The 26,595-nt window shown below is 71.6% G+C and carries 28 protein-coding genes; 13 read left to right on the top strand and 15 right to left on the bottom strand.

The genetic code is table 11. The annotated features are described in order from the left end of the window. Nucleotides 1-159 precede the first annotated feature (159 nt). Together SLAV_RS23395 and SLAV_RS23390 are read left to right on the top strand one after the other, a co-directional pair. Nucleotides 160-1,461 carry a PTS transporter subunit EIIC gene (locus SLAV_RS23395; RefSeq protein WP_030239065.1) on the top strand — a complete coding sequence of 434 codons (1,302 nt, stop codon included), beginning with the start codon at nucleotides 160-162 and terminating at the stop codon, nucleotides 1,459-1,461. A 289-nt stretch (nucleotides 1,462-1,750) separates the two neighbouring features. Then, nucleotides 1,751-2,998 (top strand): PTS transporter subunit EIIC, encoded by a 1,248-nt coding sequence (locus tag SLAV_RS23390; protein WP_030239068.1) that lies wholly within the window; start codon nucleotides 1,751-1,753, stop codon nucleotides 2,996-2,998. A 79-nt stretch (nucleotides 2,999-3,077) separates the two neighbouring features. Here the strand turns inward: SLAV_RS23390 and SLAV_RS23385 are convergent, their stop codons facing one another. Continuing rightward, the gene (locus tag SLAV_RS23385; protein WP_030239070.1) at nucleotides 3,078-3,830 is read right to left on the bottom strand and encodes an MBL fold metallo-hydrolase; all 753 of its coding nucleotides are present in this window, start codon (nucleotides 3,828-3,830) and stop codon (nucleotides 3,078-3,080) included. Nucleotides 3,831-4,025: 195 nt separating this feature from the next. Between SLAV_RS23385 and SLAV_RS23380 the strand changes: the two genes are divergently transcribed. Together SLAV_RS23380 and SLAV_RS23375 are read left to right on the top strand one after the other, a co-directional pair. Next, nucleotides 4,026-4,445: a hypothetical protein gene (locus SLAV_RS23380; RefSeq protein WP_030239073.1), complete on the top strand. Its 420-nt coding sequence runs from the start codon at nucleotides 4,026-4,028 to the stop codon at nucleotides 4,443-4,445. Then, the gene (locus SLAV_RS23375) at nucleotides 4,442-4,783 is read left to right on the top strand and encodes a DUF488 domain-containing protein (RefSeq protein WP_030239075.1); all 342 of its coding nucleotides are present in this window, start codon (nucleotides 4,442-4,444) and stop codon (nucleotides 4,781-4,783) included. The genes SLAV_RS23380 and SLAV_RS23375 overlap by 4 nt, the downstream gene beginning before the upstream one ends. 157 nt (nucleotides 4,784-4,940) lie before the next feature. Here the strand turns inward: SLAV_RS23375 and SLAV_RS23370 are convergent, their stop codons facing one another. From SLAV_RS23370 to clpS, 7 genes are all read right to left on the bottom strand, one after another. Further along, complete coding sequence (locus SLAV_RS23370; RefSeq protein ID WP_030239077.1) at nucleotides 4,941-5,891, bottom strand: PLP-dependent cysteine synthase family protein; 951 nt, start codon at nucleotides 5,889-5,891, stop codon at nucleotides 4,941-4,943. Next, nucleotides 5,891-6,169 (bottom strand): MoaD/ThiS family protein, encoded by a 279-nt coding sequence (locus tag SLAV_RS23365; protein WP_030239079.1) that lies wholly within the window; start codon nucleotides 6,167-6,169, stop codon nucleotides 5,891-5,893. The genes SLAV_RS23370 and SLAV_RS23365 overlap by 1 nt, the downstream gene beginning before the upstream one ends. Nucleotides 6,170-6,254: 85 nt before the next feature. Then, complete coding sequence (locus tag SLAV_RS43385) at nucleotides 6,255-6,362, bottom strand: putative leader peptide (RefSeq protein ID WP_311736929.1); 108 nt, start codon at nucleotides 6,360-6,362, stop codon at nucleotides 6,255-6,257. Between the two features lie 77 nt (nucleotides 6,363-6,439). Continuing rightward, on the bottom strand, nucleotides 6,440-6,862 hold the full coding sequence (locus SLAV_RS23360) for a M67 family metallopeptidase (RefSeq protein ID WP_030239081.1): 423 nt from the start codon (nucleotides 6,860-6,862) through the stop codon (nucleotides 6,440-6,442). A 138-nt stretch (nucleotides 6,863-7,000) separates the two neighbouring features. Next, nucleotides 7,001-8,455, bottom strand: a complete 1,455-nt coding sequence (locus SLAV_RS23355; RefSeq protein WP_030239084.1) for an amino acid permease — start codon at nucleotides 8,453-8,455, stop codon at nucleotides 7,001-7,003. A 318-nt stretch (nucleotides 8,456-8,773) separates the two neighbouring features. After that, complete coding sequence (locus tag SLAV_RS23350) at nucleotides 8,774-9,373, bottom strand: DUF2017 domain-containing protein (RefSeq protein ID WP_030239087.1); 600 nt, start codon at nucleotides 9,371-9,373, stop codon at nucleotides 8,774-8,776. Next, the gene (gene clpS, locus SLAV_RS23345) at nucleotides 9,373-9,687 is read right to left on the bottom strand and encodes an ATP-dependent Clp protease adapter ClpS (RefSeq protein WP_030239090.1); all 315 of its coding nucleotides are present in this window, start codon (nucleotides 9,685-9,687) and stop codon (nucleotides 9,373-9,375) included. Before clpS ends, SLAV_RS23350 begins: the two co-directional genes overlap by 1 nt. A gap of 81 nt (nucleotides 9,688-9,768) precedes the next feature. Here clpS and SLAV_RS23340 point away from each other — a divergent pair, with 81 nt between their 5' ends. Together SLAV_RS23340 and SLAV_RS23335 are read left to right on the top strand one after the other, a co-directional pair. Continuing rightward, the gene (locus SLAV_RS23340; protein WP_030239092.1) at nucleotides 9,769-11,097 is read left to right on the top strand and encodes a nicotinate phosphoribosyltransferase; all 1,329 of its coding nucleotides are present in this window, start codon (nucleotides 9,769-9,771) and stop codon (nucleotides 11,095-11,097) included. A gap of 103 nt (nucleotides 11,098-11,200) precedes the next feature. Then, nucleotides 11,201-11,800, top strand: a complete 600-nt coding sequence (locus tag SLAV_RS23335) for an isochorismatase family protein (RefSeq protein WP_030239095.1) — start codon at nucleotides 11,201-11,203, stop codon at nucleotides 11,798-11,800. 208 nt (nucleotides 11,801-12,008) lie between these two features. Here SLAV_RS23335 and SLAV_RS23330 read toward each other — a convergent pair whose 3' ends face one another. Further along, nucleotides 12,009-12,314: a hypothetical protein gene (locus SLAV_RS23330; RefSeq protein ID WP_100660949.1), complete on the bottom strand. Its 306-nt coding sequence runs from the start codon at nucleotides 12,312-12,314 to the stop codon at nucleotides 12,009-12,011. 112 nt (nucleotides 12,315-12,426) lie between these two features. Next, nucleotides 12,427-14,784 (bottom strand): immune inhibitor A domain-containing protein, encoded by a 2,358-nt coding sequence (locus SLAV_RS23325; protein ID WP_037688624.1) that lies wholly within the window; start codon nucleotides 14,782-14,784, stop codon nucleotides 12,427-12,429. Nucleotides 14,785-15,232: 448 nt separating this feature from the next. Here SLAV_RS23325 and SLAV_RS23320 point away from each other — a divergent pair, with 448 nt between their 5' ends. After that, nucleotides 15,233-15,523: a hypothetical protein gene (locus SLAV_RS23320; RefSeq protein WP_030239101.1), complete on the top strand. Its 291-nt coding sequence runs from the start codon at nucleotides 15,233-15,235 to the stop codon at nucleotides 15,521-15,523. An 84-nt stretch (nucleotides 15,524-15,607) separates the two neighbouring features. On the opposite strand, the gene SLAV_RS23315 is transcribed toward SLAV_RS23320, so the two are convergent. Further along, complete coding sequence (locus SLAV_RS23315; protein WP_030239104.1) at nucleotides 15,608-16,336, bottom strand: RDD family protein; 729 nt, start codon at nucleotides 16,334-16,336, stop codon at nucleotides 15,608-15,610. An 88-nt stretch (nucleotides 16,337-16,424) separates the two neighbouring features. Beyond that, a complete protein-coding gene (locus tag SLAV_RS23310) occupies nucleotides 16,425-17,840 on the bottom strand; it encodes an RDD family protein (protein WP_063760366.1) in 1,416 nt (471 codons plus the stop codon). Nucleotides 17,841-18,120: 280 nt separating this feature from the next. On the opposite strand from SLAV_RS23310, the gene SLAV_RS23305 reads away from it, so the two are divergent. Beyond that, nucleotides 18,121-18,600, top strand: coding sequence for an SsgA family sporulation/cell division regulator (locus SLAV_RS23305; RefSeq protein ID WP_030239108.1), 480 nt, complete (start codon nucleotides 18,121-18,123; stop codon nucleotides 18,598-18,600). Between the two features lie 38 nt (nucleotides 18,601-18,638). Here SLAV_RS23305 and SLAV_RS23300 read toward each other — a convergent pair whose 3' ends face one another. Next, nucleotides 18,639-20,096, bottom strand: a complete 1,458-nt coding sequence (locus SLAV_RS23300; protein ID WP_234333859.1) for an FAD-binding oxidoreductase — start codon at nucleotides 20,094-20,096, stop codon at nucleotides 18,639-18,641. A gap of 9 nt (nucleotides 20,097-20,105) precedes the next feature. Between SLAV_RS23300 and SLAV_RS23295 the strand changes: the two genes are divergently transcribed. Next, nucleotides 20,106-21,707 carry a tetratricopeptide repeat protein gene (locus SLAV_RS23295; protein ID WP_158740876.1) on the top strand — a complete coding sequence of 534 codons (1,602 nt, stop codon included), beginning with the start codon at nucleotides 20,106-20,108 and terminating at the stop codon, nucleotides 21,705-21,707. Between the two features lie 60 nt (nucleotides 21,708-21,767). Here SLAV_RS23295 and hppD read toward each other — a convergent pair whose 3' ends face one another. Beyond that, complete coding sequence (gene hppD / locus SLAV_RS23290; protein WP_030239116.1) at nucleotides 21,768-22,922, bottom strand: 4-hydroxyphenylpyruvate dioxygenase; 1,155 nt, start codon at nucleotides 22,920-22,922, stop codon at nucleotides 21,768-21,770. A 129-nt stretch (nucleotides 22,923-23,051) separates the two neighbouring features. Between hppD and SLAV_RS23285 the strand changes: the two genes are divergently transcribed. The 4 genes from SLAV_RS23285 (at nucleotide 23,052) to SLAV_RS23270 (ending at nucleotide 25,819) form a co-directional block, all read left to right on the top strand. Then, nucleotides 23,052-23,522, top strand: coding sequence for an Lrp/AsnC family transcriptional regulator (locus SLAV_RS23285; RefSeq protein WP_030239119.1), 471 nt, complete (start codon nucleotides 23,052-23,054; stop codon nucleotides 23,520-23,522). A 91-nt stretch (nucleotides 23,523-23,613) separates the two neighbouring features. Then, entirely contained in the window at nucleotides 23,614-24,228 is a 615-nt protein-coding gene (locus tag SLAV_RS23280) for an ArsR/SmtB family transcription factor (protein WP_030239120.1), read from the top strand. A 56-nt stretch (nucleotides 24,229-24,284) separates the two neighbouring features. Beyond that, nucleotides 24,285-24,521, top strand: coding sequence for a hypothetical protein (locus SLAV_RS23275; protein ID WP_030239123.1), 237 nt, complete (start codon nucleotides 24,285-24,287; stop codon nucleotides 24,519-24,521). Next, the gene (locus SLAV_RS23270; protein ID WP_030239126.1) at nucleotides 24,518-25,819 is read left to right on the top strand and encodes an MFS transporter; all 1,302 of its coding nucleotides are present in this window, start codon (nucleotides 24,518-24,520) and stop codon (nucleotides 25,817-25,819) included. Before SLAV_RS23275 ends, SLAV_RS23270 begins: the two co-directional genes overlap by 4 nt. Here SLAV_RS23270 and SLAV_RS23265 read toward each other — a convergent pair. Then, nucleotides 25,749-26,546: a S16 family serine protease gene (locus SLAV_RS23265; RefSeq protein WP_030239128.1), complete on the bottom strand. Its 798-nt coding sequence runs from the start codon at nucleotides 26,544-26,546 to the stop codon at nucleotides 25,749-25,751. The genes SLAV_RS23270 and SLAV_RS23265 overlap by 71 nt on opposite strands. Nucleotides 26,547-26,595: the final 49 nt, after the last annotated feature.

The raw sequence follows: 26,595 nt of genomic DNA, 5'->3' as shown, positions 1-26,595 counted from the left end.
CCGCTTCGTCACGTTAGCTCACGGTTGGCCTATCCACGCGAGCACGAGCCGGACTTCTGCCGAATGATGACGATCAGCAGCAGCCTGCCCGCGACTGGTCTACACCAGTGTGCCGCAAGTGTTGCGACTGCCAAAACGGGCCGGGCCAGGGAGGACGCGATGAGCGCGAGCAGCGCCGCGGAAGCGCCGAGGAAGCAGTGGTGGAGCGGCCTGTACCCGGGGCTGCAGAAGATGGGGCGGAGCCTCCAGCTGCCGATCGCGGTCCTCCCGGCGGCCGGGCTCCTCAACGGACTCGGGCAGCCTGGCGTCTTCGGCTCCGAGGGCCTGAACTGGACGATCGTGTCCAAGGTGATGGTGGCCGCGGGCGGCGCGCTGCTCAACGCGGACCTGGGCCTGCCGCTGCTGTTCTGCATCGGCGTCGCGATCGGCATGGCCAAGAAGGCGGACGGCTCCACGGCCCTCGCGGCGGTGGCGGGCTTCCTCGTCTACCGGGGCGTGCTGCACGCCTTCCCCAACGACTGCCCGGCCGGCACCAGGACCATCGGCGGCGGCTGCATCGGGCCGGACAACACGTTCGTGGAGTTCACGTACCAGAACCCGGGGGTGTTCGGCGGCATCATCATGGGCCTGCTGTCCGCCTGGTTCTGGCAGCGCTTCCACCGGGTGAAGCTGGTCGACTGGCTGGGCTTCTTCAACGGCCGCCGACTGGTCCCGATCATCATGTCGTTCGTCGCGATCCTCTTCGCGGCGCTGTGCCTGTGGATCTGGCCGCCGGTCGGCAGCGCGCTGGAGAGCTTCTCCGACTGGCTGGTGGGGCTGGGCTCCTGGGGCGCGGGCATCTTCGGCGTCGCCAACCGCGCGCTGCTGGTGATCGGCCTGCACCAGTTCCTGAACGTGCCGGTGTGGTTCCAGTTCGGCAGCTACACCAAGCCGGACGGGACGACGGTGCACGGCGACATCAACATGTTCCTGGCGGGCGACCCGGACGCGGGCCAGTTCCTGAGCGGGTTCTTCCCGATCATGATGTTCGCGCTCCCGGCGGCGGCGCTGGCGATCACGCACTGCGCGAAGCCGCAGCGGCGCAAGGAGGTCGGCGGCCTGATGCTGTCGGTGGCGCTGACCTCGTTCGTCACGGGGATCACCGAGCCCCTGGAGTACTCCTTCCTCTTCGTCGCGCCGGTGCTGTACGTGATCCACGCGCTGCTGACGGGCGTGTCGATGGCGGTGACATGGGGGCTGGGGGTGCACGACGGCTTCAGCTTCTCGGCGGGCCTGATCGACTACCTCATCAACTTCGGGCTGGCGACGAAGCCGCTGCTGATCATTCCGATCGGCCTGGCCTTCGGCGTCGTCTACTACGCCGTCTTCCGCTTCGTGATCACGAAGTTCGACGTGCCGACCCCGGGCCGGGAATCGGACGAGGAGATCGCCGCCATGCAGGCGGAGAACACCAAGGCCTAGGGCGCCCGCGCCGGGCGCGGGCGGCGGCGTCCGGGCCTTGCGCCCGGGCCTTGCGCACCAGGCCTCCAGGTCCTCCGGATCCTTCGATCCGGGGGACCTTCGTCACGTGGTCGAGAGCACAGGAAATCGAAGGTTCCTTATCTAACCCCCACCGTGCTACAACTGGTCTACACCACCGAATGGTGTAGACCATGCGCCTGCCGAGCAGCCGTGGTCACTCTCTCTGAGACGTCGCCGTCCCCCGTTCTTCATTGTCCGCCGGCGACGCCTTGCCCAATGGAGGAAGTTGATGACTACGGCTACCGCCGCACCCGTCAAGAAGCCGGGTGCCGCGCTGCTGCAGGGCATGCAGAAGGTCGGCAAGGCCCTGCAGCTGCCCGTCGCCGTCCTGCCGGCGGCGGCGATCCTGCTGCGCCTCGGCCAGGACGACGTGTTCGGCAAGGACGGCCTCCACTGGGGCAAGGTCGCCACGGTGTTCGCCTCCGCCGGTGACGCCGTCTTCTCCAACCTGGCGCTGCTGTTCTGCGTCGGTGTGGCGATCGGCTACGCCAAGAAGGCCGACGGCTCCACCGCCCTCGCCGCCCTCGTCGGCTTCCTCGTCTACAAGAACGTGCTGACCGCGTTCCCCATGGACGGAAGCGTCACCGCGCTGCTGCCCAAGGGCAAGCCGCAGGACCCGGGCGTGCTCGGCGGCATCATCATCGGTCTCGTCAGCGCGATGATCTGGCAGCGCTACCACAAGACCCGCCTGGTCGACTGGCTCGGCTTCTTCAACGGCCGCCGCCTGGTCCCGATCATCATGGCCTTCGTCGGCACCCTCTTCGGCGTCTTCTTCGGCCTGGCCTGGGGCCCGATCGGTGACGCGCTCGGCAGCTTCAGCGAGTGGCTGATCGGCCTCGGTTCGGTCGGCGCCGGCATCTACGGCGTGTTCAACCGCGGTCTGATCCCGGTCGGCATGCACCAGTTCCTCAACACCTTCTTCCAGCAGCAGGTCGGCTCCTTCACCAAGGCCGACGGCAGCATCGTCACCGGTGAGATCCCGCGCTTCTTCGCGGGTGACCCGACCGCCGGCCAGTTCATGTCCGGCTTCTTCCCGATCATGATGTTCGGCCTGCCGGCCGCCGCCATCGCCATCGCGCACTGCGCCCGCCCGGAGCGCCGCAAGGTCGTGATGGGCATGATGATCTCGCTGGCCCTGACCTCCTTCGTCACCGGCGTCACCGAGCCGATCGAGTTCACCTTCCTCTTCCTCGCGCCGCTGCTGTACGCGGTCCACGCCGTCCTGACCGGTATCTCCATGGCCGTCACCTGGGGCCTGGGCGTCCACGACGGCTTCGGCTTCTCGGCCGGTCTGATCGACTACCTGCTGAACTGGAAGCTCGCCACCAACCCGTGGATGATCATTCCGATCGGCCTGGCCTTCGGAGCGGTCTACTACGTGGTCTTCCGCTTCGCGATCACCAAGTGGAACCTCCCGACGCCGGGCCGCGAGTCCGACGAGGAGCTCGCCGAGCTGCTGAAGGCCGAGGCCAAGTAGGCCGCACGCGCCCCGCGACGCGAAAGCCCCCGCTCTCCCGGAAGGGAGGGCGGGGGCTTTCGCGTCGAGCGGGAGGCGGTCAGACCTCGTAGACGGCGCCCGGCCGTGCGAGGTCCACGCGGCCGTCGTAGACCGCCCGCGCGTCGGCGAGGTTGCGGTCGGCGTCCGTCCACGGCGGGATGTGCGTCAGCACGAGCCGCCCCACGCGGCCGCCGTGCGCGTACTCGCCGGCCTCGCGCCCGTTGAGGTGCAGGTCGGGGACGTCCTCCTTGCCGTGCGTGAAGGAGGCCTCGCACAGGAAGAGATCGGCACCCTCGGCCAGCGCCGCCAGCTCCGGGCAGGCACCCGTGTCCCCGGAGTACACCAGCGAACGGCCGCCGTGCTCCACGCGGATGCCGTACGACTCCACCGGGTGTCTGACCCGCTCGGTGCGGACCGTGAACGGGCCGATCTCGAAGCCGCCGGGCTTCAGGGTGCGGAAGTCGAAGACCTCGCTCATGGAGCGCTCGTCGGGGACGTCCTCGTAGGCCGTGGTCAGCCGCTGCTCGGTGCCCTCGGGGCCGTAGACGGGGAGGGCTCCGCAGCGGCCGCCCTCGTGCCGGTAGTAGCGGGCGACGAAGTACGCGCACATGTCGATGCAGTGATCGGCGTGCAGGTGACTCAGGAAGATCGCGTCGAGGTCGTAAAGACCGCAGTGGCGCTGGAGCGCGCCGAGGGAGCCGTTGCCCATGTCGAGGAGCAGCCGGAAGCCGTCGGCCTCGACGAGATAGCTCGAACATGCCGAATCCGCGGACGGGAAGGACCCCGAACAGCCGACGACGGTGAGCTTCATGGAGCGTGAACCTCCGTGGACGGTCCGTGGACGGAATGCGGGCCGTGCGTGGGTCGAGCGTAAGGCGCGAAACCTCCGGTCGCTCCTCCGCGGCAGGCCGTTGTGGGGGGAATCACCTGCGCTGTCACCCAGGGGAGCGACAGGGCGGACGGGCGTTGCCGCGCCGGGGCCCCCGGGCGCGACTACGGTCGGAATATGGACACGTCCTGGTGGCCCGCCGTGCTCGCGGCGGTCGCCGTGGCGGTGGTGGTGCTGATCCCACGGCGGGCGCGGTCGGTCCGCCGGGCCCCGGGCGCCCCCCACGGGCCGGGGCCGCCGCCCTCCGTACGGGCCGGTGAGCTGTGGTGTCTGGCCGACGGGCGGCCGTGCCTGGTGCTGTCCGTGCCCCGGCACGGGGAGCGGGCGCGGGTCGCGTGGATCACCGGGAAGTACGACGACCGGCGCCCCGGGGTGATCCCGCTGCCGCCCGGGGTGGTGGGCTCGCAGGGGCGCGTCTCCTTCCTGGAGGCGGACCGGCCGGAGGAGGTGTCGCTGTGGGAGTTCGGGACGCGGACGGGGACGGTGGACCCGGTGGTGTGGGACGAGGCGAAGGGGCTGGGCGGCGGGGCGGGGTGATCCGGCTGCGGCGCGTCTACGATCCCCCCGAGCCGGGGGCGGACGGGGTGCGGGTGCTGGTGGACCGGTTGTGGCCGCGGGGGCTGTCGAAGGCGGCGGCCGCGGTGGACGAGTGGCCCCGGGCGGTCACGCCGTCGGCGGAGCTGCGCAAGTGGTTCCACGGGGGCGGTTCCGCCGGGGAGTTCCGGCGGCGCTACGAGGCGGAGCTGGCGGAGCCGGAGGCGGTGGCGGAGCTGGAGCGGCTGCGGAGCCTGGCGGGGCCACTGACGCTGCTGACCGCCGTCAAGGACCCGGAGGCCGGCCACGCGGCGATCCTGGCGGAGCACCTCGCGGGGTGACGGCCGCAGCGGTGCGTGCCGCTGCGTGCAGCCGGCTCCCCTGCCCGCCCTTCGCCCGTTCCCCGGGGCACGCCCCGGACCCCGTCGCGCTCGAACGCCGCGCGGGCTGGATCTCGCGCGGCGAAATTCCGGCCTCGCGCGGCGCGGGCCGAGAGGGCTACGCCCAGAGCTGGCCTTGGAGGACCTCGATGGCCTCTTCCGTCGTGGCCGCCGTGTAGACGCCCGTCGACAGGTACTTCCAGCCGCCGTCGGCCACGACGAAGACGATGTCCGCCGTCTCCCCCGCCGCGACCGCCTTGCGGCCCACGCCGATCGCCGCGTGCAGCGCCGCACCCGTGGAGACGCCCGCGAAGATGCCCTCCTCGCGGAGCAGGTCGCGGGTGCGGGTGACCGCGTCCGCGGAGCCGACCGAGTAGCGGGTCGTCAGGACCGAGGCGTCGTAGAGCTCCGGGACGAAGCCCTCGTCGAGGTTGCGCAGGCCGTAGACGAGGTCGTCGTAGCGGGGCTCGGCGGCGACGATCTTCACGCCCGGGACGTGCTCGCGCAGGTAGCGGCCGACGCCCATCAGGGTGCCGGTCGTACCGAGGCCCGCCACGAAGTGGGTGATGGACGGGAGGTCCGTCAGGATCTCGGGGCCGGTGCTCGCGTAGTGGGCGCCCGCGTTGTCCGGGTTGCCGTACTGGTAGAGCATCACCCAGTCGGGGTGCTCGGCCGCCAGTTCCTTGGCCACCCGCACGGCGGTGTTGGAACCGCCCGCCGCCGGCGACGAGATGATCTCGGCTCCCCACATCGCGAGAAGGTCCCGGCGCTCCTGCGAGGTGTTCTCCGGCATCACGCACACGATCCGGTAGCCCTTGAGCTTCGCGGCCATGGCGAGCGAGATGCCCGTGTTGCCGGAGGTGGGTTCCAGGATGGTGCAGCCGGGGAAGAGGCGGCCGTCCTTCTCCGCCTGCTCGACCATGTGGAGCGCGGGGCGGTCCTTGATCGAGCCGGTCGGGTTGCGGTCCTCCAGCTTGGCCCAGATGCGGACGTCCGCCGAGGGCGACAGTCGCGGCAGCCGGACCAGCGGGGTGTTGCCGACCGCCGCGAGCGGGGAGTCGTAGCGCATTACTTCGAGCCGCCGGCCACGGCCGGGAGGATGGTGACGCTGTCGCCGTCCTTGAGGGCGGTGGAGATGCCGTCGAGGAAGCGGACGTCCTCGTCGTTGAGGTAGACGTTCACGAAGCGGCGCAGCTGACCGCCGTCGACGATGCGCTCCTCGATGCCCTTGTGGCGGGTCTCCAGGTCGGCGAGGAGGTCGCCGAGGGTCGCGCCCTCACCGTTCACGGCCTTCTCGCCGTCGGTGTAGGTGCGGAGGATGGTGGGGATGCGGACCTCGATGGCCATGGCAGCGGGCTCCAGTGTCGGGAGGGCGAGATAAGGGAAGTGCGGGCGCGCGGCTCTTGCGGCCCCGCGCGCGGGGCCGGGGTGCTCAGGCGGCGGGACAGATGGCGCTGGCGAGGCGGCACAGGTCGACGTGCAGCCGCGCCACGAGCAGCAGCCTGCCGGGCGTCTCGATGCTCACGTCGTGGGAAACCATGCGGTCATGTTAACGATTCCCGGTCCCCCGTTTGGAGTGTGATCCCGCATCGTGGACCACATCCGCTCACATACTGGTCAGTAGCTGTCGACGACCTGCACTTCTTCCTCCGTGATCACGCCGTCGACGATGCGGTAGGAGCGGAACTGGAACTCCCCGAGGCCGTCCTGGTCGGCCGTGGAGACCAGGACGTAGTGCGCTCCGGGCTCGTTCGCGTACGTGATGTCCGTGCGCGAGGGGTAGGCCTCGGTCGCGGTGTGGGAGTGGTAGACGATCACCGGCTCCTCGTCGCGGTCGTCCAGTTCGCGGTAGAGCTTCAGCAGATCCTTCGAGTCGAACTCGTAGAACGTGGGCGAGCGGGCCGCGTTGAGCATGGGGACGAAGCGCTCGGGGCGCCCGGTGCCCGCCGGGCCGGCCACGATGCCGCACGCCTCGTCGGGGTGGTCCTTGCGGGCGTGCTCGACGATCCGGTCGTACAGGTCCTGGGTGAGGGTCAGCATGAGCGACAGGATAAGCAGACGGGCCCTCCCGTACCGAGGAGCGGTACGGGAGGGCCCGAATGGTGGACACGAGGCTTCCGGGGGCGTGCTTCCCGGCCGTGACAGGCGGCCGGGACCCACAGTCCGGGGGGGCGGGGCTCAGGCCGACTGCGAGGCCTTCTCGACCTTGTTGAAGGCCGCTCCGCTCGGGTTGCGCTTCTTGAGGACGAGGTAGGAGACGCCGAGGATCAGGCCCCACAGCGGCGCGCAGTACAGCGAGACGCGGGAGTCCTTGTCGACGCCCATCATCACGATGACCATGCCGATGAAGAGCAGGGCGAACCAGCTGGTCCAGGGGGCGCCGGGGGCGCGGAAGGGGGACTGGGGCAGCTCGCCGCGGTCGGCCCTGGCGCGGTAGCGGATCTGGCAGACCAGGATCATGATCCAGGCCCACATGCCGGAGATGGTGGCGAAGGAGACGACGTAGTCGAAGGCCTTGCCCGGGGCGACGTAGTTGATCCAGACGCCCACCAGCATCAGCGCGGCGGAGAAGGTGGTGCCGACGAGCGGGGTGCCGCTCTTGGTGAGCTTGGTGAAGAACTTCGGGCCCTGGCCGTTGAGCGCGAGGTCGCGCAGCATGCGGCCGGTGGAGTACATGCCCGAGTTGCAGGAGGACAGCGCGGCGGTCAGCACGACGAAGTTGACGATCGCGGCGCCGATGCCCAGGCCCATCTTCTCGAAGGCCAGCACGAACGGGCTCTCGCCCGCCTTGAAGTTCGACCACGGGATGACCGACATGATCATGATGAGGGCGCCGACGTAGAAGACGGCGATGCGCCACGGCACGGTGTTGATGGCCTTGGGCAGGGTCTTCTCGGGGTCCTTGGACTCGCCGGCGGTGACGCCGACCAGCTCGACCGCGAGGAAGGCGAACATCACGATCTGCAGGGTCATCAGCGTCTCGCCGATGCCGTGGGGGAAGAAGCCGCCGTTGTTCCACAGGTTGGAGACGGAGGCGGTGTCGGCCGCGTCGGAGAAGCCGATGGTGAGGATGCCGGCGCAGATCAGGATCATGCCGACGATGGCGGTGACCTTGACCATGGAGAACCAGAACTCCAGCTCACCGAAGAGCTTCACGGAGATCAGGTTGGCCAGGTAGAGGATGACCGTGAAGATCAGCGCGTAGGCCCACTGCGGGAAGCTGTCGTGGGTCCAGTACGACATGTACTTGGCCGCCGCGGTGACCTCGACGATGCCGGTGACCACCCAGAACAGCCAGTACGTCCAGCCGGTCGCGTACCCCCAGAACGGGCCCAGGAACTCGCGGGCGTAGTCCGAGAAGGAACCGGACACGGGGCGGTACATGAGCAGCTCGCCCAGCGCCCGCATGATGAAGAAGATGACCAGGCCCGCGATGGCGTAGGCCAGGATGAGGCTCGGGCCCGCCTTGGAGATCGCCTTGCCGGCGCCCATGAACAGGCCGGTGCCGATGGCCCCGCCGATGGCGATCATCTGGATCTGGCGGGCTCCGAGCGCGCGGTGGTACCCCTCGCCCTCGCCCTGCGCGCCCTCACCGGGCGTCCTGTCGTCCTGCTCGACCTGCACAGAGGTCATGTCTTGGTGCGCCTTTCTCCACGCCGACCCGCGCCTTCACTGGCTGCGGATCGGGTCCTCGATCCCCCCGGATACGGATGGAGTTGCACGCCGGCGGTCAGCCGGTTCAAGCAGGCCGGGGGACATGGGTGGCGTCCCGTCGGCGGTCGTGAAGATTTATCACGTGCTTACGGGTGACCGAGGGGTCGAAATGTGACGCACGACATAAATAAATCCGGACATAGGGCATGGAGCAGATCAGATCACCACATGGTGGTGATCTGATCGTTATCCGGATTTGAGCGTCCGCTGAGCGAACCTCACATGACCGATGCGCGGCTAAAGGGTCTCGATGAGCGTTTCCTGCAGACCGCCGAGCCAGAGGTACGCCATCACCATCGGCTTGCGCGGATCGTCGTCCGGAAGGCGGAAGAGCGCCGCGCTCTCGTCGTCCTCGGTGATGTCCAGGCGCGCCGCGATGGTGAGCCGCAGGTCGTTGAGGGCCCCGAGCCAGCGCAGCGGCAGCTCGCCGGTCAGCTCCAGCAGCGCCGCCCCCTCGCCGTCCGGGGCGAGCCCGTCGAGGCTGCGCACGACGGCCAGCGCGTCCTCCCGCTTGCGGGTGCGCAGGTCGTTCTCGGTGAAGCGGCGGAACTCCGCCGAACGCGCCCGCAGCTCCTCCGGGTCCGCCTCGGGGCCCGCGCCGGGGCCCCCGTAGGCGTCGGGGAAGAGCCGGGCCAGCGCCGGGTCGGAGGGGGGCTCGGTGGGGCCGTCGGAGGCGAAGAGCACGGCCAGCGGGTCGGCGTCCGCCTCGGGCTCCGGCTCGCCGGGGCCGATCAGTTCCAGCAGCTGCACGGCCAGGGAGCGCAGGATCGAGATCTCGATCCCGTCCAGGGCCACGGTCGCGCCGCCGCCCGCGCGGGTCTCGAACACGCCGCCCATCAGAAGCGGTCCTGCGAGAGGGTCGCCCAGAGCCCGTAGCCGTGCATGGCCTGCACGTCCCGCTCCATCTCCTCGCGGGTGCCGCTGGACACGACCGCCCGGCCCTTGTGGTGGACGTCCATCATCAGCCGGGTCGCCTTGTCCTTGGGGTAGCCGAAGTACGCCTGGAACACGTACGTCACGTAGCTCATGAGGTTGACCGGGTCGTTGTGCACCAGGGTCACCCACGGGACGTCGGGTTCGGGGACCGCGAAGGTCTCTTCGGCCGATTCGGTGCGTTCGATCTCAATGGGAGCAACACTCACTTGTCCCATGCTGCCACTGCGAGGGGCCCGTCGCACAAACGGGCCCCTACATCTCGTCACTTTGACGAGATGTGCGCTAGCATCCGTGACATGAACCCTGCGGACCTGGGCCTGCCGGTGGACGTGCCGTCGACAGCGCTCTTCACGGACCATTACGAGCTCACGATGCTGCAGGCCGCCCTGGCCAACGGCACGGCCGAGCGGCGCTCGGTCTTCGAGGTCTTCACCCGGCGGCTGCCCGAGGGCCGGCGCTACGGAGTCGTCGCCGGCACCGGGCGCGTGCTGGACGCCGTCGAGAACTTCCGTTTCGACGGGGCGGTGCTGGAGTTCCTGCGGGAGCGGGCCGTCGTCGACATGCGGACCCTGGACTGGCTCGCGTCGTACCGCTTCTCGGGTGACATCTGGGGCTATCCGGAGGGGGAGGTCTACTTCCCGGGATCACCGCTCCTGCGGGTCGAGGGCAGCTTCGCCGAGTGCGTGCTGCTGGAGACCGTGATCCTGTCGATCCTCAACCACGACTCCGCCATCGCGGCCGCCGCCTCCCGGATGGCCTCCGCCGCGGGCGGGCGGCCGCTGATCGAGATGGGCGCCCGGCGCACCCACGAGCTGGCCGCCGTCGCCTCGGCGCGGGCCGCGTACGTGGGCGGCTTCGCCTCCACCTCCGACCTGGCGGCCGGCTTCCGGTACGGGATCCCGACGGTCGGCACCAGCGCGCACGCCTTCACCCTCGTGCACGACAGCGAACGGGACGCGTTCACCGCCCAGGTGGCCTCGCTGGGCCGGGGCACCACCCTGCTCGTGGACACCTACGACGTGGCCGAGGCCGTCCGCACCGCCGTGGACGTGGCGGGCACCGACCTGGGCGCCGTCCGGATCGACTCCGGCGACCTGCTGCTGGTCGCGCACCGGGTGCGCCAGCAGCTGGACGAGCTGGGCGCGGTGAACACGCGGATCGTGGTCACCTCGGACCTGGACGAGTACGCCATCGCCTCGCTGGCGGCGGCCCCGGTGGACGCGTACGGCGTCGGCACCCAGCTGGTGACGGGCAGCGGGCACCCGACGTGCTCGATGGTCTACAAGCTGGTCGCGCGGGCGGTCTCCGCCGACCCGAAGGCCGCCCTGGCCCCGGTGGCGAAGAAGTCCTCCGGCGGCAAGACCTCCATCGGCGGACGCAAGTGGGCCGCGCGCCGGGTGGACGCGGACGGGATCGCCGAGGCCGAGGTCGTCGGCACCGGCCCGGTACCGGCCGCCCTGGCCGGCCGCCAGCTGCTGACCCAGCTCGTCAAGGCGGGCGAGGTCGTGGCCCGCGAACCCCTGGAGGCCGCCCGCGACCGCCATCTGGCGGCCCGCGCCGCTCTGCCCCTCTCGGCGACGCAGCTCTCCCGCGGCGAGGCCGTCATCCCGACGGAGTACCTCTGAAGCGCGGGACGGAGCGGGCGCGGGCCCGTTTCGGGTAGGGGCGGGGCGGGGGAGAAGCCCCCGCAGGGCCCGCCGCACACCAACCAGCCGAAAGGCACGTGACATGCACCGCGCACTGATCGTCGTCGACGTACAGAACGACTTCTGCGAGGGCGGCAGCCTCGCCGTCACCGGCGGGGCCGACGTCGCCGCCGCGATCACCGAGCTGATCGGGCAGAGCACCGCCGGCTACCGGCACGTGGTCGCCACCCGGGACCACCACGTCGACCCCGGTCCGCACTTCGCGCTGCCCCCGGCCGAGCCCGACTTCGAGACCTCCTGGCCGGTGCACTGCGTCGCCGGGACCGAGGGCGTCGGCTTCCACCCGAACTTCGCCCCGGCCGTCGCCTCCGGCGCGGTCGCCGCCGTCTTCGACAAGGGCGCGTACGAGGCCGCGTACAGCGGTTTCGAGGGGGCCGACGAGAACGGCGTGACGCTCGCCGAGTGGCTGCGCGAGCGGGAGGTGAGCGAGGTCGACGTGGTCGGCATCGCCACCGACCACTGCGTGAAGGCCACCGCCCTGGACGCGGCCCGCGCCGGGTTCGCCACCCGCGTCCTGCTGGACCTCACGGCCGCCGTGGCCCCCCACACCACCACCCGCGCCCTGGACGACCTGCGCACGGCCGGCGTGGCCCTGGTGGGCACCGCCCCGGGCGGCCGCTGACCTGACGGGCCGCGGGGCGGGGCGGGGGGGGGGGCAGGGCAGGGCACCGCTCGGCCGCACCGACCCGGGCAGCCGGCGACCTGACGGGCCGGGCGCGGGGACCCGCCTGGCGGGCGCGCACGGCGCGCCCCGGCACCGGGGCGCCCCAGGCCGCTCCCGGGGGCCACAGACCTGCCCCACGCCCCCTCCAGCCCCTCCGCGGACGCGGCTAGGCGTTGCCCAGGAGGGCGCGGATCGGGTGCCACAGTTCCGCCGCCCGGTCCGGTGCGCAGCGCCACAGCAGCCCGTCGGGGTGGTGGAGGACGGCCGTGACCTCGTCCGGGGTCGGCGGCTGGGCGTTGCCGCGCAGGTAGACGGCCCGCATGCCGAGGTTCCGCAGCCTGGTCAGGGCGCGGGCCCGGTTCGCGGCGTGCACCAGCACGCGGACGTTTCCGCCCTCTCCGGTCGGGCGCGGCAGCGTCAGCGCGACCACCACACTGCCGCCCGGCAGTCTGACGAAACCTCCACCTGGCATGATCTTCAGCTCCCCCGTCAATAAGAAAACTCGCACCCGCATCTAAACGCGATCGGCCGCCGCCCGCTAGAGGGCGACGGCCGATCATGCTTTGACCTGCGGTTTTACTGAGTTACTTGGTGGCGGGGCCGACCTCGACCGTCATCTGGAGGCCGTCGTAGGTCTCCTTCGCGATCTTGATCTTGGTGTTGGTGTCAGTGACCTTCACCGAACCGGTCGGGTTCTCCTCGTACCAGTACTTGCCCTTGTGGTCGTCGAAGACCAGCTGGGCAGGCTTCGGCTTGACGAAGAGCGCCTCACCGTTCTTGTGCAGCGTGAACGCGTCCGTCGAGTAGGCGCTGAACGGGGCGTCGTACGGCTGGATCTTGTTCCGCAGCAGGGTGCCGTCCGACCACTTCATCGGCTTGGCGTTGGCGTCGATCGGCAGGATCAGACCGGAGCCCGGGTGCTGGCTGGTGTTGTTGTCCTTCTGGGAGGTGTCCCAGAGCCACAGCAGCAGGCCGTCCTGGTACGGGTAGTGCTCGACCCAGCCCGGCTTGGTGTTGGCGAAGCCGAAGTTGTACGGGCCGACCTTGAGGGTCGAGTCGTACGAGACGTAGCGGCGGTTCTCGGCCAGGTAGTACTGCGCGTACTCCTTGGTGAAGCCGGCGCCCTGGCGGGAGAAGCCCTTGGCGGTCCAGCCGTTGTCGCCGTTCTCGGCGCCGTCGGCGAAGACGGTGGCGCCGTCCGCGGTCAGGTTGAGGGCGTCGGCGGTGAAGCCCTTGCCGCCCGCGCCGCCGTCCGTCTGGTAGCGGAAGCGGAGGTCGACCTTCTTGCCCGCGTAGGCGTCGAGCGGGAAGTTCAGGGACTTCCAGGCACCCGAGACACCGGTCAGCGACGGGCTGCCGGAGGCGTCGGACGGGATGGCCGCGCCGTCGGCGGTGCCGTGCAGCGCCGTCCAGGTGGCGCCGCCGTCCGTGGACACCTCGGTGTAGAGGAAGTCGTAGTCGGCCTCGATGTCCCACCAGCCCTTGAGGGAAAGGGCGGCGGACTTCTTGCCCGTCAGGTCGACGGTGCGGGTGAGGGTGTTCTTGAGGTCGTCACCCATGTTGCTCCACCACTGCGAGGAACCCTCGGCGGGAGCGACGATGTCGGTCTTGACCTGCTTCTTCGGCAGCTCGACGAGCAGCGCCTGCTTGTCCTTGGTGTTGTACGCCGACACACCCAGCTTGTGGGTGGACTTCGTCGCGGCCTTGGCCTTGTCGAAGTTCAGCCAGCCCAGCTGCAGCTTGTCCCAGGCGGTCATGTCGCCGGGGACGTTGCCTATGGACTCCTTGCCGTCGCCGAGCCAGGAGCCGGCCGACATCAGGGACCAGAAGCCGACGGAGTTGTCGCCGCCGCCGGAGGTGTCGTATAGGTCCGGCAGACCGAGGTCGTGGCCGTACTCGTGCGCGAAGACGCCGAGGCCGCCGTTCTCCGGCTGCATCGTGTAGTCGCCGACCCAGATGCCGGTGTCACCGATCTGGGTACCGCCGGCCTTGTTGTTCGCCGGGCCGGTCTTGCCGGCGTCGGTGCCGTACGCGTACCAGCGGTGCGCCCACAGCGCGTTGGTGCCCTGCACGCCGCCGCCGGCCGACTCGTCCTCGCCCGCGTGGACGATCTGGAAGTGGTCGATGTAGCCGTCGGGCTCGTTGAAGTTGCCGTCGCCGTCGTAGTCGTTGCGGTCCCACTGGTCGTACTGCGCCAGCGTGGCCTTGATCTCGGCGTCGGTCTTACCGGCCTTCTTCTGGGCCTCCACCCACGCGTTGACGCCGTCCTTGACGGTGTCCCACACGTTGGAGCAGTTGGTCTGGCCGCAGTAGTTCGAGCCGTAACGGGCCTCGTTGTACGGGATCTTGACCCAGTCGGCGACCTGGCCGTCGACGGAGTAGCGGCCCGAGGAGGTCTTCTCGTAGTAGGTCTTCAGCGAGTCCTTGCCCTGACCGGTACCGAAGTACAGGTCCTGGAAGTGCTGGCGGCTGTAGTCCTTCTGCCAGGCCGTGCTGTTGTTGGTCGCGCGGTCCGGCTGCGCGATCTGGTTGTGCAGCGGGCCGGGGGTGCCGCCGTACTTCGGCACGGGCGGCTTCGGGCCGTCGGGGCCGTCCGGGTCGAACATGGTCGTGTTGTCGACCTGGTCGCCGAACTCGACGAGGATGGTGAAGATCTTGTCGGTCTTCTCGCGGCCGAGCTCGACGTACTTCTTGTCGTCGAGCTTGACGACCTTCGAGGCGCCGCGCTGCTCGACGTCCTTCTTGCCGCTCAGCACCTGCTCCAGGGCGGCCTTCTTCTGCTTCTCCTGCTGCTCGCTGAACGGACCCTTGAGGTCGTGGTCGACGAGCTTGGCAGGAGCGGTCGGGTCCTGCCGGTCGGAAGCGGCGACGCCGGGGCCCTTGTCGTCCGCCTGGGCCGCGGTGACGGTGAAGAAGGTGGCGCTGGTCGCGCAGGCGGCCATGGTCACACCGATGGCCAGGGTGCGCAGGGTGCGTCGTCTGACGGAATTGCCGGTCACTTGATGTCGTTCCCCTCCCGCGGCCGCAACGTAGGTCGGAACGTCTCCATAGGAGCGGGGGGTTCCGCGCGGCGCGCGTCTCAAGTGACGACATTTGACCGGAGAGTCTAAAGAAAAGACAGACCTTGACTTCTTCCTTACAACTGCACTATGCGGTCAAGGAGTTCCGCTATTCGGACGTTCCGCCGCCAACGGGGGCCATCCAGGGCGAAGGGCGCTCCGGGGAGGCCGGTGACGGCGCATCACGTGAGCCCGTGCGCCCCCCGTGCTGCGACACCGTGGGTAAGGTCACGCTTACTTCTGGTGCGGCTCGGGCATGCCGTCCTGGAGTCACCCGACGCGCGACCGGTCGGGCCGGCTCCCCCTCCCCGCCTTGAGGACGGAACACGCCATGCCGCGTCCGACTGCCGCACAGCTCGCCTACGGCTCCGCCACCGTCATCGTGTCGACGATCGCCATGCTGCTGCTCTCGCAGACGAGCACGGGGCTCGGAGTGGCCGTCATCTCCGCGGCCGCGCTCGCCCTCGGGCTGCTGGTCGCCCTCACCGTGCCGCAGCCGCGCCGGCGCGGCCGGCACGCCGCCGGGCGGACGGGGCAGGCGGCCGCCACCGCCACCGCCCCGGACGCCCACCGGGTGCCCGAACCGCGGACGGCCCCCGCCGAGCACCCCGTCCACCACTGAGCGGGCGCGCCGGAGCGGACACACCGGAGCGGGCGGCCACCCCCGGGGGGACGGCCGCCCGCGCGGACCCGTACGCGTACGCCGCTAAGTGACCTTGACCACAACGGTCTTGGCCACCTTGTCGTGCAGGCCCTGCCGGTACGGTTTGTCGACGAGCATCGACACGATCAGGGCGAGCGGCCACAGGCAGAAGCAGCACACCAGGGTCGGGATCCAGAGCACGGCGGCGCGGCCGAGCGAGGCGTTCGACGGGGGCACGCTGCCGTCGTTGAGCATCGCGACGCGCAGGCCCATGATCTTCTTGCCCACCGTCCGGCCGCTCTGCTTGGTCAGCCACCAGTCGTAGCCGACGTACGCGACGATCGAGATGAGCGTCCACAGCAGACCGGAGCCGTTGTACGACTTCGTGATGACCTCGCTGACGTCCTCCCCCTTGCCCGTGTCCACCACGTACCGGTTCCTGCCGAACGCCAGCTGGATGAGGAACAGCGGCACCCCGACGATGAACAGGTCGATGATGCGCGCCGTCAGCCGCCTGCCGAAGTCGGCGAGCGGGGGCATCCCGGCGAGCGGGTCGGGCATGCCGTAGCCGCCTCCCCCGCCATACGGGTCCCCGCCGCCGCCGTACGGGGGCGGGGGCGGGGGGTACCCGCCGCCGGGGGGCGGGGGCGGCGGGGGCGGGCTGCCGCCGCCGGGCGGCGGAGGCGGTGAGCCGTACGGCGAACCGCCCGACGGAGGCGTCGGTTCCTGGGGCTTCTTGAGGAACGGGTCGTCCTCGGGCGGCTGGCCCGGCGGCGGCTGGTCGGTACTCATGGCCCGAGTCGAACCCGGGTCCGCGGGGTCCGCAACGGGACGGAGTCCGTTCGGGGTACCGGCCCCCGGAGGCGGCCCCGCCGCGGCGTCAGCGGGCCACGTACGTCCCGGCGGCCCGGTCGTGCCAGGCCCGCCGGCGGGGGCGGTCCAGCAGGGCCCACAGGCTCCCCGGCAGACCCAGCAGGGCGTACACCAGCCAGCGCCGCAGGGCCGCCCCGAAACCCGGCGGACGCAGGGTGGCGGCGGCCAGGACGCGGACCCCGAACAGCTTCTTGCCCGGGGTGCGGCCCCAGCGGGCGGTGGGCAGGGCCTCGTAGAACACCCCGAAGACGAGGACGGCCGCCAGGACCAGGCCCAGGTAGCCGGTGATGGTGCCGTCGAGCAGCCACACCGTGGTGGTGCGCCCGCTCGCCCGCGCCCCGTCGACCTTCACCTGAACGTGGGCCGTCGCCCGCGGTACGAGGGGCAGCGCGACGGCCGTCGCGACCCCGGCGAGGACGAGGGAGTCCAGGGCGCGGGCCAGGATCCGGCGGATCAGCCCGGCGGGACGTACGGCGTGCTCGGCCATCCGCTCGAAGACGGCCCGGGTCGCCTCCCCGGGAGGGACCGGGGCGGGAGTGGCGGGAGTGGCGGCGGGGGCGCCGTCGGCGCTGCGGGGCGCGGGGCGCGGCGCGGCGGGGGGCGCGGCCTCGCCCGGGGCCGGGGCGCTCCCGGCGCTCCGGCCGGCGTCCCGCGGCTCGAACGCCGAGGGGGTCGAGGGGGGTGCGGGGGCTGGAGGGGCCGGCGGAGCCGTGGGGGCTGCCGTCGCGGACGGGGTCGCAGGGGGCCACCCTCCGTACGGTTCCGCCTCGGGCGCCACGCGCGCGGGCCGCGGTGCGGACGCGGTGGCCTCCGGCCAGCTGGAGGTGAGACCCGAGGTGCCGGCCCCCGGCGCGTCGGGCCAGGCCGGCGGGCGGGCCGAGAGGATGCCCGCGCCCTCCGCCGCGGCCTGCGCCGGGGCCTGCCGGGCCGGGGCGGCGGGAGCCGCGGGAACCGGCGCGGGGGCGGGGGCGGGGGCGGGCCGGGCCAGGGAGATCCCCCCGGGGCGGGGCTCCGGTTCCGCCGGGCCGCCCCAGGAGACGCGCACGTCGCGGGGGCCGCCGAAGCCCGCCTGGTGGAGGGGGTCCGCCTGCCAGCCGGCCGGATCGGCGTCCGGTCCGGGCCCGGTCAGCGCCTCGGTCGCGGAGGTCTCGTCCAGGAACACCGGCCCCGTCTCGTCCACGGGAACGACTCGGGACACCGACGCGGAGGCCGAAGCCGATGCCGAAGCCGACGGCGACGGCGACGCGGAAGCCGACGCGAACGCCGCGGCGGGGGCGGAGGCCGGGGCGGCGGACGCGGCGGGGCGGCTCGTACCCGGGACCCAGGCAGCGCCGTTCCAGTACCGGACGTACCCGGGGATGGACGGATCGGGGTAGTAGCCCTCGCGGGCCGCGTGCTCGCCGTCACCAGGGGAGGCCGTCAATGTCCCCAACTCCGATCGTGGCTTGAGGATTGTGCAGGGGAGGACCCAAGGGGAGGACCATAGCCAAGAACCCCCTCCCGACAGGTCCGGTAACGGGAGATTCCAAGCCTTCGGGCGAACGTCACCCCATCCGATTGTTTTCGGCCAGCCGAGAGATTTCGGCCAACCTCGCATTCGGTGCCGAAAGTCGCGTCATACCCGGGCACACCCGCGCTCTCTGCGGGTGTGGGGGCCGTTCCGGCGCCCGCACCCGCACGCGAAGCACCGAAGTGAGGCCGCCATGCACCACCCCGTCATCGAACGCGAACTGGAACTCAAGCTGGTCCTGTCACCCGAGCGGAGCGTCCCCGTCCCCGCCAAGCTGCTGTACCTCACGGACGACCCGTTCGCCGTGCACGTCACCTTCCACACCGGCTCCGACACCCCGGTCAACTGGACCTTCGCGCGCGAGCTGCTCGTCGAGGGGGTGTTCCGCCCGTGCGGGCACGGAGACGTCCGGATCTGGCCCACGAAGATCGACAGCAGGGCGGTCCTGTGCATGGCGCTCAGCTCTCCCGACGGCGACGCCCTCCTGGAGGCCCCGGCCGGATCGGTGTCGGCCTGGCTGGAGCGGACCCTGCGCGTGGTTCCGCCGGGGACCGAGGCGGACCGGCTCGGACTGGACGCGGCGCTGGCGGAGCTGCTGACCCCGACCCCGGCGGACGAGCTGTGGCTGCGCGACCCGTGGCCCTCGGACGAGTCGGCGGACGGTGACCTGTGACGCGCACGCCCGACGACCGCACCTCCGGGACCCCCTCCTCAGAAGAGCTTGCCGGGATTGAGCAGCCCGAGCGGGTCGAAGGCCCGCTTGACGTTGCGCTGCATCTCCAGGCCGACCGGCCCGAGTTCGCGGGCGAGCCATTCCTTCTTCAGCACCCCGACCCCGTGCTCGCCGGTGATCGTCCCGCCGAGCTCCAGACCCAGCGCCATGATGGCGCCGAAGGACGCCCGGGCCCGCCGCGCCTCGTCCTCGTCCGCGGGGTCGAAGCAGACCACCGGGTGGGTGTTGCCGTCCCCAGCGTGCGCGCAGACGCCGATGAGCAGCCCGTACTCCCGCGCGACGGCGGCCGTGCCGTCGAGCATCTCGGCGAGCCGCGACCGGGGTACGCAGACGTCGTCGATCATCGTCGCGGGCCTCAGCGCCTCCAGGGCGGTCAGGGACATCCGGCGGGCCCGGAGCAGCAGTTCCGACTCCGCCTCGTCCTCGGCGGGCACGACGGCGGTGGCCCCGGCGGCGGTGCACAGCCGGCCGACGGCCGCGAGCCCGTCGGGCGCGTCCGGGGTGTCGAAGGCGGCCAGCAGCAGCGCCTCCGTGCTCTCGGGCAGACCCATGCGGCCGAGGGCGTTGACGGCGCGGACGGTCGTCCGGTCCATCAGCTCCAGCAGCGAGGGCGCCAGCCCCGCCTCCATGACGGCGCAGACCGCCTCGCAGGCCGCCGCGACGGAGGGGAACTCGGCGGCCAGCGCCAGCTGCCGGGGCGGCGCGGGCCGCAGCGCCAGCACGGCCCCCACGACCACGCCGAGGCTGCCCTCGGAGCCCACGAAGAGGCGGGTCAGGTCATATCCGGCGACCCCCTTGGCGGTACGCCGGCCCGTACGCAGCAGCCGCCCGTCGGCGAGGACCACGTCGAGGCCGAGCACGTACTCGGCGGTGACCCCGTACTTGACGCAGCACAGCCCGCCCGAGGCGGTGCCGATGTTGCCGCCGATGGTGCACTGCTCCCAGCTGGACGGGTCGGGCGGGTAGTACAGGCCCTGTTCGGCCACGGCCCGCGAGAGGACCGCGTTGACCACGCCCGGCTCGACGACGGCGATCCGGTCGACCGCGGAGATCTCCAGGATCCGGTCCATCTTCACGAGGGACAGCACGATGCAGCCCTCCGAGGCGTTGGCGGCGCCCGACAGGCCGGTGCGGGCGCCCTGGGGGACGACCGGGACGCGTAGGGCGGTCGCGGTGCGCATCACGTGCCGTACCTGGTCCACGGTGCGGGGCAGGACGACGGCGGCGGGCGTGCCGGCGGCGCAGAAGCTCGCCATGTCGGTGGCGTAGGAGGCGGTGACCTGCGGGTCGGTGAGGACGGCTTCGGGCGGGAGCCCCTCGCGCAGGCGCTCGACGAGCCCCTGCGCGGAGGGGAACTCGGGGGGCGGCTGGGTGGACTGCTCGGGGGACCGCTCGGGGGACCGCTCGGAAAGCCGTGCCGACAGATCGTCATCCATGGGGCCAGCGTGACAGCCGGGGCCATCGGTGTGAACACGGCCGCGACCGGCTTCGGACACCTCGGCGAACTCTTCATATTGACGCACAGTGAGCGCATGGACGGTTTCGACGAGCATTCGCAGCAGCCCGCGCCGCCCGTGACCTTCACCGGCCGCAAGACGGTGGTGGCGGCCGCGGTGGCGGTGGTCCTGATCGCCGCGGCCCTGCTGATCCGCCCGGCCCGCACGGGCGACGACGCCCGCCCGCCGGGGCCGAGCGAACGGGCCGCGTCGGCGGTCGGCGTGGGCGCCCCGGCGGCCGCGGTGGACCTGACGGCGCTGGTGGCGGACCGGGAGAAGTGGGTCGCCGCGCACGCCGACGACGACGCTTCGTGGGCGGTGCTCGGGTCCGCGTACCTCGAACAGGCCCGGCGGACGGCCGAATCGGACTGGTATCCGAAGGCGGAGAAGGCGCTCAAGCGGTCCCTGGAGGCCCGGCCCGCGGAGAAGGGCAACTTCGACGCGATGACGGGCATGGGCGCCCTCGCCAACGCCCGCGCGGACTTCGGGACGGCGAAGAAGTGGGGCGAGCTCGTACGGGCCCAGGCGCCGCGGCGCTGGACGGCGTACCCGGTCCTCGTGGACGCGTACACGGGCCTCGGCGACTACAAGGCCGCCCAGAAGGCTCTGGAGCAGCTGTCGGAGCTCCGCGAAGGGCTGGCCGCGCACCTGAGGGCCGCCCAGGTCTACCGGGACCGCGGCTGGCGCGAGGACGCGGTGGTGTCCCTGGAGCACGCGGCGGGCGCGGCGAAGGCGCCGGCGGAGAAGGCGTACGTGCTGTACCGGCTCGGGGAGCTCGCCTTCGAGCGGGGTGACGCGGCGGAGGCGCTGCGCCAGCAGGAGGCCGCGCTGCGCACGGACCCGGCGCGGGCGGAGGCCCTGGGCGGCCGGGCGCGGGCGCTGGCCGCGCTGGGCCGGGGCGGGGAGGCGGTACGGGACTACCGGATGGCGCTGGGCCGTACGCCGGCGCCGGGCCTGGCGCTGGAGCTGGGCGAGCTGCTGGACTCGCTGGGACGGCCGGAGGAGGCCCGGGTCCAGTACGAGGCCGTGTCGGTGCTGGCGGCCCGCGGCGAGGCGAACGGCGTCAACGAGGCGGTGGTCCTGGGCCTGTTCGAGGCCGACCACGGGGACGCGGGGGCCGCCGTACGCCGCCTGTCGGCGGAGTGGAAGCGGCACAAGAGCGTGCAGGTGGCCGACGCCCTGGGCTGGGCTCTGCACCGCGGCGGGGAGGACACGGCGGCACTGGAGCACGCGAAGAAGGCCACCGAGCTGGGGCTGCGCAGCGCGGAGTTCGCCTACCACCGGGCGATGATCGAGCGGGGCCTGGGCGACGAGGCGGCGGCCCGTCGCCACCTCCAGGAGGCCCTGCGGACGAACCCGGGCTTCTCCCCGGTCCGCGGCCCCCTCGCGAAGGAGGCCCTCGCCACGATCGGCCAGCCCCCCTCGGGCGGCCCGGAGAACATGCAGCCCCGCACCCCGTGGGTGGCCCCCGAACTCCCGAAGCCCAACCCGCCGAAGCCCCCGCCGAAGCCGGCACCGGCGAAGCCGAAGCCGAAGCCCTCGGCCACCTGACGGGGGAAGGGTGCGGCGGCGGGCACGGGCCCCTGGGACCCGGGCCCGCCGCTCGACGGCCTACAGGTTGCCGCGCTTCTCCTGCTCCCGCTCGATCGCCTCGAACAGCGCCTTGAAGTTGCCCTTGCCGAAGCCCATCGACCCGTGCCGCTCGATGATCTCGAAGAAGACCGTCGGGCGGTCCTGCACCGGCTTGGTGAAGATCTGCAGCAGGTAGCCGTCCTCGTCGCGGTCCGCCAGGATCTTCAGCTCGCGCAGCTCGTCGATCGGCACGCGCGTGTCGCCGACCCACTCGCCCAGCGTGTCGTAGTACGAGTCCGGCACGGACAGGAACTGCACGCCCGCCGCCCGCATCGTGCGCACGGTCGCCACGATGTCGTTCGACGCGAGCGCGATGTGCTGGACGCCGGGGCCGCCGTAGAACTCCAGGTACTCGTCGATCTGCGACTTCTTCTTCGCGATCGCCGGCTCGTTGATCGGGAACTTGACCTTCTTGGTGCCGTCCGCGACCACCTTGGACATCAGCGCCGAGTACTCGGTCGCGATGTCGTCGCCCACGAACTCCTTCATGTTCGTGAAGCCCATGACCTTGTTGTAGAACGCCACCCACTCGTTCATCCGGCCGAGCTCGACGTTGCCCACGCAGTGGTCGATGGCCTGGAAGGTCCGCTTCGCGGGCGCGGCGACGATCGGCTCGACGGCCACGTAGCCGGGCAGGTACGGGCCGTCGTAGCCGGTGCGCTCGACCAGCGTGTGGCGGGTCTGGCCGTAGGTGGCGATGGCGGCGAGCACCACGGTGCCGTGCTCGTCCTTGACCTCGTACGGCTCGTCCAGCCCGCGGGCGCCCTGCTCGACGGCGTACGCGTACGCCGCGCGGACGTCGGGGACCTCGATGGCGAGGTCGATGACGCCGTCGCCGTGCTCGGCGACGTGCTCGGCGAGGAAGCGGCCGTGGTCGGTCGTCGGCTTGATGACCGAGGTGAGGACGAAGCGCGCGGAGCCGTTGGTGAGGACGTAGCTGGCCGTCTCACGGCTGCCGTTCTCCGGTCCGGCGTAGGCGACGAGCTTCATGCCGAAGGCGGTGGAGTAGTAGTGCGCGGCCTGCTTGGCGTTGCCCACGGCGAAGACGACCGCGTCCATGCCCTTCACCGGGAAGGGGTCGGCCTCACGCGCGGTGTGCGGGGTGGTTTCGAGGTTCACCAGAGACTCAGTCATGAGCGCAGAGTCCCGCCCTTCCACAAGCTGCGCAATAGTTTCCGTTTCTGCTGTACAGAATGCCCAGCACCGTCGCAGGATGACTGCGAGATCTGTGCAGTATGACCAGCCGAACGAGGGAAGGCTCCCATGGGCATCGACGAACTCGACGGCAGGCTCATCGTCCTGCTCGCGCGCGAACCGCGGATCGGGGTCCTGGAGGCCTCGCGCAGGCTGGGCGTGGCCCGCGGCACGGTGCAGGCCCGCCTCGACCGGCTCCAGTCGAACGGGGTCATCCGCGGCTTCGGCCCGCAGGTCGACCCGGCCGCCCTGGGGTACCCGGTGACGGCCTTCGCCACGCTGGAGATCAAGCAGGGCCAGGGTTCGGACGTACGGGCCCACCTGGCGGGCGTGCCGGAGGTGCTGGAACTGCACACGACCACCGGCACCGGGGACATGCTGTGCCGGCTCGTGGCGCGCTCGAACGCCGACCTCCAGCGGGTGATCGACCGGGTCGTCGGCTTCGAGGGGATCGTGCGGGCGTCGACGGCGATCGTGATGGAGAACCCGGTGCCGCTGCGGATCATCCCCCTGGTGGAGCAGGCGGCGCACGAGGGCTGAGCCGTCCGGGGCTGAGCCGTCCGGGGAGTTCCAAAGAAGACCTTGCAAAGAAACCCTTGCATAGGATTCTTTGCAACTCTACTGTTGAGCCATGCCCGAGAAGAACGCCGCATCCGGCGCCCCGCAGCAGACGCCCGCGGCCGAGCCCAACGTCCGCACCCTCGACGCCCGCTCCCTGCGCGGCCTCGCCCACCCCCTGCGCATCCGGCTCCTCGCCTCCCTGCGCCGCAACGGCCCCGCCACCGCGTCGCAGCTGGCGGAGCAGCTCGGGGAGTCCAGCGGGGCCACGAGCTACCACCTGCGCCAGCTCGCCGCGCACGGCTTCGTCGAGGACGCCCCGGAGTACGGCAAGGGCCGCGAACGCTGGTGGAAGGCCACGCACGACGGCACGCGGTTCGACGAGTCACTGCTCCAGGACGAGGACCCGGCCACCCGCGGCGCGGCGGAGCTCTTCCTGCACGAGATCGCGACCATCCACACCCAGGAGATGAACGCCTGGCTCGGCACCGCCGAGGGCTGGCCGCAGGAATGGCGGCGCGGCTCGGACATCAGCGACTTCACCCTGCGACTGACGGCCGAGCAGACCCTCGAACTGATCCACAGGATGCACGACCTGGTCAACGGCTACCGCGACCTGCCGGAGTCCGAGGGCACCGAGACGGTCCGCGTCCACACGCACGCCTTCCCGCGCCGCGACGGCGCGTAGGCCCCGGGCCCGCCCCACTCCCTCCCGAGCGACACCACCACCGAAGGAGTCCTGCCATGCACGCCTTCCCGTACGCCGAGATCCACGCCGAGATCCACGCCGCCCGTACCGCCGAACTCGCCGCCGAGGCCGCCGCCTGGCACCTCGCGCACGAGAGCGCCGCCCCCGGGGCCCCCGCCGTCCACGCCGTCCCGGCCCTGCGCAACCGGCTCGGCGAGGCCCTGATCAGTGCCGGACTGCGCCTGATGGAACCGGCCCACGTCCACGCCCGCGTCCGGCAGCACGCGGCATGAGCAGGCGCCCCCTCACCGCACTCCTGGCCGCCAACACCATCTCCATAGCCGGCAGTTCACTCACCCTGATCGGCGTCCCGTGGTTCGTGCTCCAGACCACGGGCAGCGCCGGCCGGGCCGGGGTCGTCGCCTTCTGCGCCACCCTGCCCGTGATCGTCGCCGCGCTCGTCGGCGGCCCGCTGATCGACCGGATCGGCCGCCGCCGCGTCTCCGCGGCCTCCGACCTCATCTGCGCGCTCGCGGTCGGCGCGATCCCGTTGCTCCACTACGCGGGCCTGCTGGAGTTCTGGATGCTGTGCGCGCTGATGGCCGTCAGCGGCCTCGTGCACACCCCGGGCCTGACCGCCCGCAACGTCCTGCTCCCCGCCCTCGCCGGGCACGCCGGCACCACCATCGGCCGGGCGTCCAGCCTCTACGACGCCGTCTCGCGCGGAGCCCGCATGCTCGGGGCCGCCACGGCCGGCCTGCTGATCACGTTCGTCGGCGCCGAGACCGTCCTGCTCCTGGACGCGGCCTCCTTCGCCGTCTCGGCACTGCTGATGACGGCGTTCGTGCGCGGGGTCGCCGCCGCCGACCCGCAACCCTCCCCGGAGAAGGTGACGTTCGGCGCCTACCGGGCCGAGATGGCCGAGGGCTGGCGCTTCCTGACCCGCTCCCGGCTCCTGATGGGCGTCACCCTGATGGTGATGATGACCAACGGGCTGGACCAGGGCTGGAGTTCGGTCCTGCTGCCCGTCCACGGCCGCGAGGACCTCGGCAGCGCCGGCGCGGTCGGCCTGATGATCTCCCTGTTCGGCGGCTCCGCCCTGCTGGGCGCCCTGCTCTACGGGGCGTGGGGCGAGCGCTTCCCCCGCCGGGCGGTGTTCGCGGTGGCCTTCCTCCTGTGCGGCGCCCCCCGCTACGTGACGGCCGCCCTCACCGACACCGCGCCACCGCTGGCGGTCGTCATGGCCCTCTCCGGCCTCGGGGCGGGCATGCTCAACCCGATCCTCGGCACGGTGATGTACGAACTGGTCCCCGAGGAACTGCGCAGCCGCGTCTCCGGCGTGACCATGGCGGGCTGCGAGCTGGTGATGCCCCTGGGCGGCCTCACGGCGGGCCTCCTGGTGGACGGCTTCGGCATCGCCCACGCCCTCCTGGCCTTCGGCGCCGCCTACTTCCTGACCACCCTGACCCCCCTCCTCTTCCCCGCCTGGCGCGGCCTCGACCACACCCCGTCCGGGCCCGTCAGCAGGCCGGAACCTCCCCGCCCCGCTGAAGCGCCCGCAGGGAGTCCACCGCGCCCGACAGCGAGGTGACGGGGATCAGCCGCAGCCCCTGGGGGAGTTCGGCCTTGGCGTCGGAGCATTCCGCCTTCGGGACGAGGAAGACCGTCGCCCCGTCGCGGCGGGCCGCCTGGGTCTTCAGGCCCACTCCCCCGACGGCGCCGACCGTCCCGTCGGCGGTGATGGTTCCCGTACCGGCGATGGTGCGCCCGCCGGTGAGGTCGCCGCCGCTGCCGTCGCCGTCGAGCTTGTCGACGATGCCGAGGGAGAAGAGCAGTCCGGCGCTGGGACCGCCGACGTCGGCGAGGTTGAGGTCGGCCTTGACCGCCTTCGGGTCCTTGTGGAGATATCCGAGGGCGGCCTGGGCGGCGGCCGACTGGGACTGCGTCATCTCCTCCAGGTTGTGCTGCTCGATCTCCTTGTCGCTTCCGCCCGACGGGTAGACGGCCCCCTTCGGCATGACCGCCCGGGTGCTGTCGAACCAGTTGCCGATCAGCTCGGGAAGGGTGACGGTGCTGGAGGGGCCGGTCGCCTGGATGGTGGTCATCCGCAGCTGGCCCTTGGTGTCCCGGGTGGGCGCACCGGTGACGGTGATGACGGGCTTGCCGTCACGGGCACCGAGCACGTCGGCCGTGAGGCCCGGCTGGGCGATCACGAAGGGCAGTGGCGCGAGGGCGGCCACCGCGAACAGCGCGGCTACGGGCGCGGCGCAGATGGCCAGGGCGGCGGGACGCGGCAGACGTGTGAGGCGAGAGAGCACCCGGCCAATCTATCGGGCCGCACAGCGGTGCCCGCGTGCCCGTGCGCCG

Origin of the sequence: Streptomyces lavendulae subsp. lavendulae (assembly GCF_002803845.1) — a bacterium.
Lineage (GTDB): Bacteria > Actinomycetota > Actinomycetes > Streptomycetales > Streptomycetaceae > Streptomyces > Streptomyces lavendulae.
The sequence above is the reverse complement of the archived record's forward strand: the minus strand, read 5'-3'. Positions and strand labels throughout refer to the sequence as shown.

Bases quoted from the DNA above. Each gene is read 5' to 3' on its own strand.
- hppD (WP_030239116.1), bottom strand. From the start codon at position 22,922: ATGACTGAGTCTCTGGTGAACCTCGAAACCACCCCGCACACCGCGCGT.
- clpS (WP_030239090.1), bottom strand. From the start codon at position 9,687: ATGGGACAAGTGAGTGTTGCTCCCATTGAGATCGAACGCACCGAATCG.
- SLAV_RS23320 (WP_030239101.1), top strand. From the start codon at position 15,233: ATGCCGCGTCCGACTGCCGCACAGCTCGCCTACGGCTCCGCCACCGTC.
- SLAV_RS23275 (WP_030239123.1), top strand. From the start codon at position 24,285: ATGCACGCCTTCCCGTACGCCGAGATCCACGCCGAGATCCACGCCGCC.
- SLAV_RS23390 (WP_030239068.1), top strand. From the start codon at position 1,751: ATGACTACGGCTACCGCCGCACCCGTCAAGAAGCCGGGTGCCGCGCTG.
- SLAV_RS23315 (WP_030239104.1), bottom strand. From the start codon at position 16,336: ATGAGTACCGACCAGCCGCCGCCGGGCCAGCCGCCCGAGGACGACCCG.
- SLAV_RS23385 (WP_030239070.1), bottom strand. From the start codon at position 3,830: ATGAAGCTCACCGTCGTCGGCTGTTCGGGGTCCTTCCCGTCCGCGGAT.
- SLAV_RS23285 (WP_030239119.1), top strand. From the start codon at position 23,052: ATGGGCATCGACGAACTCGACGGCAGGCTCATCGTCCTGCTCGCGCGC.
- SLAV_RS23270 (WP_030239126.1), top strand. From the start codon at position 24,518: ATGAGCAGGCGCCCCCTCACCGCACTCCTGGCCGCCAACACCATCTCC.
- SLAV_RS23335 (WP_030239095.1), top strand. From the start codon at position 11,201: ATGCACCGCGCACTGATCGTCGTCGACGTACAGAACGACTTCTGCGAG.
- SLAV_RS23395 (WP_030239065.1), top strand. From the start codon at position 160: ATGAGCGCGAGCAGCGCCGCGGAAGCGCCGAGGAAGCAGTGGTGGAGC.
- SLAV_RS23360 (WP_030239081.1), bottom strand. From the start codon at position 6,862: ATGCTGACCCTCACCCAGGACCTGTACGACCGGATCGTCGAGCACGCC.
- SLAV_RS23365 (WP_030239079.1), bottom strand. From the start codon at position 6,169: ATGGCCATCGAGGTCCGCATCCCCACCATCCTCCGCACCTACACCGAC.
- SLAV_RS23355 (WP_030239084.1), bottom strand. From the start codon at position 8,455: ATGACCTCTGTGCAGGTCGAGCAGGACGACAGGACGCCCGGTGAGGGC.
- SLAV_RS23330 (WP_100660949.1), bottom strand. From the start codon at position 12,314: ATGCCAGGTGGAGGTTTCGTCAGACTGCCGGGCGGCAGTGTGGTGGTC.
- SLAV_RS23350 (WP_030239087.1), bottom strand. From the start codon at position 9,373: ATGGGCGGCGTGTTCGAGACCCGCGCGGGCGGCGGCGCGACCGTGGCC.
- SLAV_RS23325 (WP_037688624.1), bottom strand. From the start codon at position 14,784: ATGGCCGCCTGCGCGACCAGCGCCACCTTCTTCACCGTCACCGCGGCC.
- SLAV_RS23280 (WP_030239120.1), top strand. From the start codon at position 23,614: ATGCCCGAGAAGAACGCCGCATCCGGCGCCCCGCAGCAGACGCCCGCG.
- SLAV_RS23370 (WP_030239077.1), bottom strand. From the start codon at position 5,891: ATGCGCTACGACTCCCCGCTCGCGGCGGTCGGCAACACCCCGCTGGTC.
- SLAV_RS23380 (WP_030239073.1), top strand. From the start codon at position 4,026: ATGGACACGTCCTGGTGGCCCGCCGTGCTCGCGGCGGTCGCCGTGGCG.
- SLAV_RS23305 (WP_030239108.1), top strand. From the start codon at position 18,121: ATGCACCACCCCGTCATCGAACGCGAACTGGAACTCAAGCTGGTCCTG.
- SLAV_RS23340 (WP_030239092.1), top strand. From the start codon at position 9,769: ATGAACCCTGCGGACCTGGGCCTGCCGGTGGACGTGCCGTCGACAGCG.
- SLAV_RS43385 (WP_311736929.1), bottom strand. From the start codon at position 6,362: ATGGTTTCCCACGACGTGAGCATCGAGACGCCCGGCAGGCTGCTGCTC.
- SLAV_RS23300 (WP_234333859.1), bottom strand. From the start codon at position 20,096: ATGGATGACGATCTGTCGGCACGGCTTTCCGAGCGGTCCCCCGAGCGG.